This is a genomic window from Citrobacter sp. wls827 (genome assembly GCF_005280875.1).
Lineage (GTDB): Bacteria > Pseudomonadota > Gammaproteobacteria > Enterobacterales > Enterobacteriaceae > Citrobacter > Citrobacter youngae.
The window spans coordinates 355373-363171 of record NZ_SZWR01000018.1 but is presented as its reverse complement, the minus strand read 5'-3'; the positions used below and the strand labels follow the sequence as shown (position 1 = coordinate 363171).

The following is a 7799-nucleotide window of genomic DNA, read 5'->3' as shown; positions in this document are numbered from 1 at the left end:
AACGCTGACGCGTTGCCATCAGGCCTGCAAGATCATCCGGCCTACAAAATAATTAATTACCGTGCAGACGGCGTGCGTCGATCACATCCGGCACCTGGTTCAGCTTGCCGAGCACACGTCCGAGCACCTGCAGGTTGTAGATTTCGATGGTCATATCGATGGTAGCCAGTTGCTGTTTGGTATCGCTCCGACTGGCAACGCCCAGCACGTTCACTTTCTCGTTGGCAAGAATCGTCGTGATATCACGTAACAAGCCGCTGCGATCGTTAGCCTGGACGCGAACCACCAGCGAATACCCTGCCGAGTAGCTTTCGCCCCAAACCGCGTCAACAATTCGTTCCGGCGCATGCGAGCGCAGTTCATTCAGCTGTTCGCAATCCGCCCGGTGGACGGAAATACCGCGTCCCTGGGTGATAAACCCGACAATCTCATCGCCGGGAATCGGCTGGCAGCAGCGAGCGATGTGGTGCATCAGGTTACCCACCCCTTCAACCACCACGCGACCGTCGTCTTTTCGGCGACTCTGCGGCGCCTGCGTTTTCTGCTGAAGTTGTTTCAGCGCGGCGGCATCCTGTTCGGCAGCGCTTGGTTTATTAAACTGTGCCTGCAGGAAGTTCACCATCTGGTTGAGGCGGATGTCTCCTCCGCCAATCGCCGCCAGCAGCTCATCCAGCTCATTGAAGCTGTAGCGCGGCAGCAGATGTTTTTCCGCTTCTTTCAGGCTAATACCTAAATGCGCCAGCTCATCGTCGAGGATCTGGCGGCCCGCCAGGATGTTTTTGTCGCGATCCTGTTTACGGAACCAGGCGTGGATCTTCGAACGCCCACGACTGGTGGTTACGTAGCCAAGGTTAGGGTTCAACCAGTCGCGGCTTGGGTTTGGCTGTTTCTGGGTGATGATTTCAATTTGATCGCCCATCTGCAGCTGATAGGTAAACGGTACGATGCGCCCGCCAATTTTCGCGCCAATGCAACGATGCCCCACATCACTGTGGATGTGATAAGCAAAATCGAGCGGCGTTGAGCCCGCCGGTAAGTCCACAACATCGCCTTTTGGCGTAAAGACGTAAACTCTGTCATCAAAGACCTGGCTACGCACTTCATCCAGCATTTCACCGGAATCCGCCATCTCTTCCTGCCAGGCTATCAGTTTACGCAGCCACGCAATGCGGTCTTCATGACCAGAGCGCGCCGCGCCTGAAGCAGTACCTTCTTTGTACTTCCAGTGCGCGGCAACACCCAGCTCAGCATCTTCGTGCATCTGTTTGGTACGGATCTGGATTTCAATGGTTTTACCGCCAGGCCCCAGCACAACCGTATGGATTGACTGGTAACCGTTAGGCTTTGGATTGGCAACGTAGTCATCGAACTCATCAGGCAGATGGCGATAGTGAGTATGCACAATCCCCAGCGCGGCATAGCAATCCTGTAAACGCTCAGCCACGATACGCACCGCGCGCACATCGAACAGTTCGTCAAAAGCCAGCTGCTTTTTCTGCATTTTGCGCCAGATGCTGTAGATGTGCTTCGGACGTCCGTAAACTTCGGCTTTGACGCCTTCCGTTTTCATCTCTGAGCGCAAATGACCGACGAATTCATCAATGTAATGTTCCCTGTCGATACGACGTTCATGCAGCAGTTTGGCAATACGTTTGTATTCAGCCGGGTGCAGGTAACGGAAGCAGTAATCTTCCAGTTCCCATTTTAATTGCCCGATGCCTAATCGGTTAGCCAGCGGGGCGTAGATATTGGTGCACTCTTTTGCCGCCAGTACGCGTTCATCTTCCGGCGCATCTTTCACTTCTCGCAAATGGGCAATACGTTCCGCCAGCTTGATGACCACGCAGCGGAAGTCGTCGACCATTGCCAGCAGCATGCGACGAACGTTATCGACCTGCTCGGAAGAGACTGAATCGGTATGCGTGGCTTTAAGTTGGCGTATCGCCGCCATATCACGCACACCATGGATAAGGTTAACGATTGACGTGCCTACGCTCTCGCGCAGGATGTCTTCACTCACCACATTGGCATCCGCCAGAGGGAACAGCATCGCCGCTCGCAGCGTGTCGATGTCCATGCTCAGCATGGAGAGTATTTCCACCATTTCGACGCCACGCCACAGCAGCAGATCCGCATCCGGATGCCCCTGTGTCTGCTGCAGGCAATACGCCCAGGTTTCGGCTAAGCGTTCACACGACTGCTGGCTGGAGATCCCAAGACTCGCGATCCATTTCTTAGGATCAAACTCACCAGCTTTATTTATATGTGCACTTCTTACCGCAACCATCGTCCTCTCCTTAAGGGGCATGGCCTGTCGAAGTCGACAAGCCGTACCCATTGTCTTTCACGTTGCATTACAACCCGAAATCCAATGGGTATAAAATTCATTACAAACGCTCAAACAGGACCATCGATTCCAGATGTCCAGTGTGCGGGAACATATCGAGCATCGCCAGTCGCCGAACGGTATATCCTGCATTGAGTAACGCTTCGCTGTCACGAGCCAGCGTAGCAGGATTACAGGATACATAAACAACGCGGCCAGGGTTTAACTTTATAATATGTTGCATCACGCCGGCAGCCCCCGCACGCGCAGGATCGAGCAATACTTTATCAAATCCGTTTTTTGCCCATGGTTGTTTGGTGACATCTTCTTCAAGGTTTTCATGAAAGAATGTCACATTGTGTAGTCCGTTATTCCGCGCATTTTCCCGGCCTTTTTCCACCAGCGCAGGGACACCTTCAACACCCACAACGCTCGCTGCTCGTACGGCCAACGGCAACGTAAAATTCCCCATACCACAGAACAAATCGAGCACCCGGTCCTCTCGCTGCACATCCAGCCATTCCAGCGCACAGGAAACCATTTTTTGGTTTACCCCTTCATTGACCTGGATAAAATCACGCGGGCTGAAGGTTAAACGTAGTCCATTTGAATCATACCAGGGCGATTCTTCTGAATTTGATTCCAGTATCTCGCTTTGCGGAGCCAGAAACAAAGACAGTCCCTGAGAATGCGAAAAGCGTTCCAGTTTTTCTTTATCCGCGGCACTCAATGGTGCGGTGTGGCGCAAAATCATCAGAGTTCCACTTCCAGCCTGCACCAATTCGACATGCCCCAAGTGACGCAGCCCCTGCAGACTCTGCAGGCATGCCCGAATTTCAGGCAGCAACGCCTCAAGTTGGGGCACCAAAATAGGGCATTGCTTCACATCAATAATGTCGCTGGAGCCGGACTTGCGAAATCCCATCTGCAATTGCTGCTCTTTCGAGCGATAGTTCAGACTTAAACGCGCGCGGCGTCGATAGCCCCACGGGGTATCGGCGATAACTTCTGTCACCTCACATTTCATTAAACGCGATAACGCTGCACTTTTGCTACGCTGCTGCAACGAGATGCTGGCGTGCTGCTGTTGGCAGCCACCACAGACCCCAAAATGTGGACAACGTGGCACTTCACGTTCCGAACTGTCGTTTAAACGACGTTTGACTTGCGCGCGGGCGAACTGTTTTTTATCTTCAGTTATCACCACTTCTGCGCTTTCCTGAGGCAGCAATTCCGGTATAAACAGGGCTTTCCCGTTATGACGAGCAACGCCCTGACCAAAAGAATCAAGGTCATTGACGGTAACGGTTATGATCTGACGCGTCGTCACGCGTCGTTTTGCAGAGTAGAATTGCGCCATCGACGAGATATTTCTCTATTTAACAGTGTGACCCTAATTGTCCCATAACGGAACTCCATGACCAACTACAGCCTGCGCGCACGCATGATGATTCTGATCCTGGCCCCGACCGTCCTGATAGGTTTGCTGCTCAGTATCTTTTTTGTTGTGCATCGCTATAACGACTTGCAGCGTCAACTGGAAGATGCTGGTGCCAGCATCATCGAGCCACTCGCGGTTTCCAGCGAATACGGCATGAACTTGCAAAACCGGGAATCCATCGGCCAGCTTATCAGCGTGTTGCATCGTCGCCATTCCGATATTGTGCGGGCAATTTCCGTCTATGACGAAAATAACCAACTGTTCGTCACCTCCAACTTTCATCTTGATCCGTCAGAGATGCAATTGGCTACCGGATCGCCGTTTCCGCGAAAGCTGAGCGTAACCCGGCACGGGGATATCATGATCCTGCGTACCCCTATTATATCGGAAAGCTATTCACCTGATGAATCTGCCGTTAGCGATGCCAAAAACACCAAAAATATGTTGGGGTATGTGGCGCTTGAGCTGGACCTCAAGTCCGTGCGATTACAGCAGTACAAAGAGATCTTTATCTCCAGCGTCATGATGCTGTTTTGTATTGGCATTGCGTTAATTTTCGGCTGGCGTCTGATGCGCGACGTGACCGGACCAATTCGCAACATGGTGAATACCGTTGACCGAATACGTAGAGGTCAGCTCGATAGCCGCGTGGAAGGTTTCATGTTGGGCGAACTGGATATGCTGAAGAATGGCATCAACTCGATGGCAATGTCTCTCGCCGCCTACCATGAAGAGATGCAGCACAATATCGATCAGGCGACTTCAGATCTGCGCGAAACGCTGGAGCAGATGGAGATCCAAAACGTTGAGTTGGATCTGGCGAAGAAACGCGCCCAGGAAGCTGCACGTATTAAATCAGAGTTCCTGGCGAACATGTCTCATGAGCTACGTACACCGCTAAACGGTGTCATTGGCTTTACACGCCTGACACTGAAAACCGAGTTAAATACCACCCAGCGCGATCACCTGAATACAATTGAGCGCTCTGCTAACAACCTGCTTGCTATCATCAATGATGTGCTCGACTTCTCTAAACTGGAAGCGGGTAAACTGATTCTGGAAAGCATACCGTTCCCGCTGCGCAGCACACTGGATGACGTCGTAACGCTGTTAGCGCACTCCTCCCATGACAAAGGGCTGGAGCTAACACTGAATATTAAAAATGACGTTCCGGACAATGTGATTGGCGATCCGCTGCGCCTGCAACAGGTCATTACCAACCTGGTCGGCAATGCCATCAAATTTACTGAGAGCGGCAATATCGACATTCTGGTTGAAAAACGCGCGCTCAGTAACACCAAAGTCCAGATTGAAGTTCAAATCCGCGATACCGGTATTGGCATCCCGGAACGCGATCAGTCACGTCTGTTCCAGGCTTTCCGTCAGGCTGATGCCAGCATTTCGCGCCGTCACGGCGGTACCGGACTTGGCCTTGTGATCACACAAAAACTGGTCAATGAAATGGGTGGGGATATCTCGTTCCATAGCCAACCCAATCGCGGTTCCACTTTCTGGTTCCATATCAGTCTTGATCTCAATCCTAATGTTATCAGCGATCGTTCAACCACCCGCTGTCTGGCCGGAAAACGACTGGCTTACGTTGAACCAAATGCTACCGCCGCGCAATGCACGTTAGATATCTTGAGTGAAACGCCACTGGAGGTGATTTACAGTCCTTCATTCTCTGCATTACCGGCAGAACACTACGATATTCTGCTACTTGGTGTCCCCGTCACTTTCCACGAGCCGCTCACCATGCAGCATAAACGTCTGGCAAGCGCAGCCGCAATGACCGATTTCCTGTTGCTGGCGCTGCCTTGCCATGCGCAGATTAACGCTGAAAAATTAAAGCAAGGCGGCGCGGCGGCATGTCTGTTAAAACCGCTCACCTCAACCCGATTGCTGCCTGCGTTAACCGAATATTGCCACCTGAACCAGGGTGCAGAACGCCAGTTGTTAGATGAAAGCAAGATTGCGATGACCGTGATGGCGGTGGACGACAACCCGGCGAACCTGAAGCTTATCGGCGCATTACTTGAAGATAAGGTTCAGCACGTCGAGCTGTGCGACAGCGGACAGCAGGCGGTGGACAGAGCCAAGCAAATGCAGTTTGATCTGATCCTGATGGATATTCAGATGCCAGACATGGACGGTATTCGTGCCTGCGAACTGATCCATCAGCTTCCACACCAGCAGCAGACACCGGTTATTGCGGTAACAGCACATGCCATGGCAGGGCAAAAAGAGAAGTTACTCAGCGCCGGAATGAATGACTACCTGGCTAAGCCGATTGAAGAAGATAAATTGCACAGTTTGCTGTTGCGCTATAAGCCCGGTGCCGGCACATCAGCCCGGGCTATCGTGGCAGCCCCCCCTGACCCCGTGGTCAACCCGAATACGACCCTCGACTGGCAACTGGCTTTGAGACAGGCTGCCGGTAAAAACGATCTGGCGCGGGATATGCTGCAAATGCTGATCGATTTCTTGCCTGAAGTCCGTAACAGAATTGAAGAGCAACTGGTGGGTGAAAACCCTGAAGGGTTGGTGGATTTGATTCATAAACTACACGGCAGCTGCGGTTACAGCGGGGTTCCCCGCATGAAAAACCTGTGCCAGCTTATTGAACAGCAGTTACGTAGCGGGACCAAAGAAGAAGATCTGGAACCAGAGTTTTTAGAGCTTCTTGATGAGATGGACAACGTCGGGCGAGAAGCGAAACGGATATTGGGGTGATATTCGCCGATGCGGCGTAAACGCCTTATCCGGCCGACAGGTTTCGCTGTTTACCGTAGGCCCGATAGGCGTCGCGCCATCGGGCACATCGCCGGAGCGGTGTAAACGCCTTCTCCGACCTACAACTCAGCGTAATTGCTGCCCTGCTTTAAGCGTTGCGGCCACGTTTCGTGCCGTCATCCGCACATTTTCACTCGCATTATCCAGCGCCTCATCCAGCGTGCAAATGGTATAAATCACGCTAAAAACAGCATCAATTCCATGCTCATGCACCACGCCAACATCTGGCGTCAGGCTGCCTGCAATACCAATGACGGGCTTATTATATCGCTTTGCAACGTTCGCTACGCCTACCGGGACTTTGCCATGGATCGTCTGACTGTCAATACGCCCTTCCCCGGTCACAACTAGATCTGCATCCGCAACGCAGTCGTCGAGGTGTAACGCATCCGTCACGATCTCGATACCACGGCGTAGCTGCGCGCCGCAAAACGCATACAGTGCAGCACCCATGCCTCCGGCTGCGCCTCCACCGGCCAGATCCAGCACGTTAACGTCCAGATCGCGGGCAATCAGTTGTGCATAGTGCGTCAGCGCATTATCCAGACGGGTGATCATCTCTGGCGTTGCCCCTTTTTGTGGACCAAATACTGCAGAAGCGCCCTCTTTACCGGTCAGCGGATTCGTGACATCACAGGCCACTTCGATACGACAGGTGGCAAGGCGCTTATCTAACGCTGAAATATCGATCCTGGTGAGCGCTTCCAGACCGATCCCGCCTTGTGCAATCTGGTTATTCTGTGCATCCAGCAATTTGGCGCCCAATGCCTGCACCATACCGGCACCACCATCATTGGTCGCACTACCGCCAATCCCGATGATGATGTGTTCTACACCCGCATCCAGCGCATGGCGAATCAACTCTCCGGTCCCCCATGAGGTGGTTTTCAGCGGGTCGCGTAACCCTGCCGGAACTCGCTCTAACCCACTGGCGGCCGCCATCTCGATAAACGCTGAGCGCTCATCTCCTGATACCCCATAAAATGCCTGTACCTTACTTCCCAGGGGCCCCGTAACATCAACATGCACAAGGTGGCCCGCCGTAGCGGCAACCATCGCCTCGACCGTTCCTTCACCACCATCAGCGACCGGTATCTTTACGTAATCCGCATCAGGCCAGATCTCACGAAAACCCTGCTCAATGGCAGTTGCCACCTCAAACGCACTCAAACTCTCTTTATAAGAATCCGGTGCAATTACTATTTTCATAAGCCGTCCTTACGCATGTTGATTCTGTTA

4 protein-coding genes are annotated in these 7799 nt (G+C 52.7%); 1 reads left to right on the top strand and 3 read right to left on the bottom strand.

The window, feature by feature from the left end:
* Positions 1–52: 52 nt before the first annotated feature.
* A complete protein-coding gene (relA, locus tag FDX03_RS14935) occupies positions 53–2287 on the bottom strand; it encodes a GTP diphosphokinase (RefSeq protein WP_048213072.1) in 2235 nt (744 codons plus the stop codon).
* 100 nt (positions 2288–2387) lie between these two features.
* Positions 2388–3686, bottom strand: a complete 1299-nt coding sequence (gene rlmD, locus FDX03_RS14930) for a 23S rRNA (uracil(1939)-C(5))-methyltransferase RlmD (protein ID WP_115601558.1) — start codon at positions 3684–3686, stop codon at positions 2388–2390.
* A gap of 57 nt (positions 3687–3743) precedes the next feature.
* On the opposite strand from rlmD, the gene barA reads away from it, so the two are divergent.
* Entirely contained in the window at positions 3744–6500 is a 2757-nt protein-coding gene (gene barA / locus FDX03_RS14925) for a two-component sensor histidine kinase BarA (protein WP_048213074.1), read from the top strand.
* Positions 6501–6626: 126 nt separating this feature from the next.
* Here barA and FDX03_RS14920 read toward each other — a convergent pair whose 3' ends face one another.
* Positions 6627–7769 (bottom strand): glycerate kinase, encoded by a 1143-nt coding sequence (locus FDX03_RS14920; RefSeq protein WP_137346133.1) that lies wholly within the window; start codon positions 7767–7769, stop codon positions 6627–6629.
* Positions 7770–7799 lie beyond the last annotated feature (30 nt).